Annotated in this window: 1 protein-coding gene; it reads right to left on the reverse strand. The window is 23.4% G+C overall.

Going from position 1 to position 915, the window contains the following annotated elements:
* Positions 1-361: 361 nt before the first annotated feature.
* Positions 362-748 (reverse strand): hypothetical protein, encoded by a 387-nt coding sequence (locus ACEW7V_RS00120; RefSeq protein ID WP_374695480.1) that lies wholly within the window; start codon positions 746-748, stop codon positions 362-364.
* Positions 749-915: the final 167 nt, after the last annotated feature.

Consider the following 915-nt stretch of genomic DNA (forward strand, 5'->3'; position numbering starts at 1 on the left):
AGCGTATTGCTCCATTTTAATTTGATATTTTAAATTTATTAAATCTAAAAACAGTGTATTTAATTTTTGCGTTTCAATCAATTTTGCTTCTTTCATTAAAAAAAATACTTTGCCTTTTGAAACTGGCAAAACTTTTTGCACTTCTTCTGGGCTTTTTTTTTGTTGCAACATTTCTTTACCAATAACAATTCTTTAATTTTATGTTAATTGATTTATAACATGAAAAGCATTGTTTTTTTGCGTTTTTAAGTTTTGATACATTTGATAAGCATCAATATAATTTTGTTTTAAAAAAGATTAATTAATCCAAAAATATTATCATTTTCTTTAAAAGCATTGATTTTTTGCACCAATTGCCAAGTTATATTTTTATCATTTTGGATTGAAATAATTTGATTTTTGTTATTCCTTTATTTAATAAATAAAGATTATAGTTAGTTTTACCTTTACCAATTCTTGTATAGCTTTGGTATCGATTTGAAAACCATCTTTTTGAAAAACTTCCTATGATATATTTAAAAAAATCTTTTTCTCCAAACTGTTTGTCGTTTTGCAAAGACAATATTTTTCCCAAATTTTTTTGAACTTCAGATGCTTTAGTTGTTTTTTCTGCAAAAAAATATAAATCTAAATTTTTGTAAGGATTTGTAAATAAGAAAATTAAAAAAGCCATTTTTGAGGTTTTTTTTTGAAATAAAATTTCACTGTGATCCACCAAAACTACTTTTTTCCATGAGCTTTCAATCAAAGAAGTGATTTGTAGTTCTTTTGCATCTCTGTTAAGTAAGATCTTTTTGCATACAATAATAAATCATATCTAATTGTTTTTGTTTGCAAATATTAATTATTTTTTTTATTTTTTTTCTAGAAAAAAACCTTTGTTTTCCCTGCTAATACGTAACTGGAACGAAGTAC

The sequence above is a fragment of the Areca yellow leaf disease phytoplasma genome (assembly GCF_041920595.1).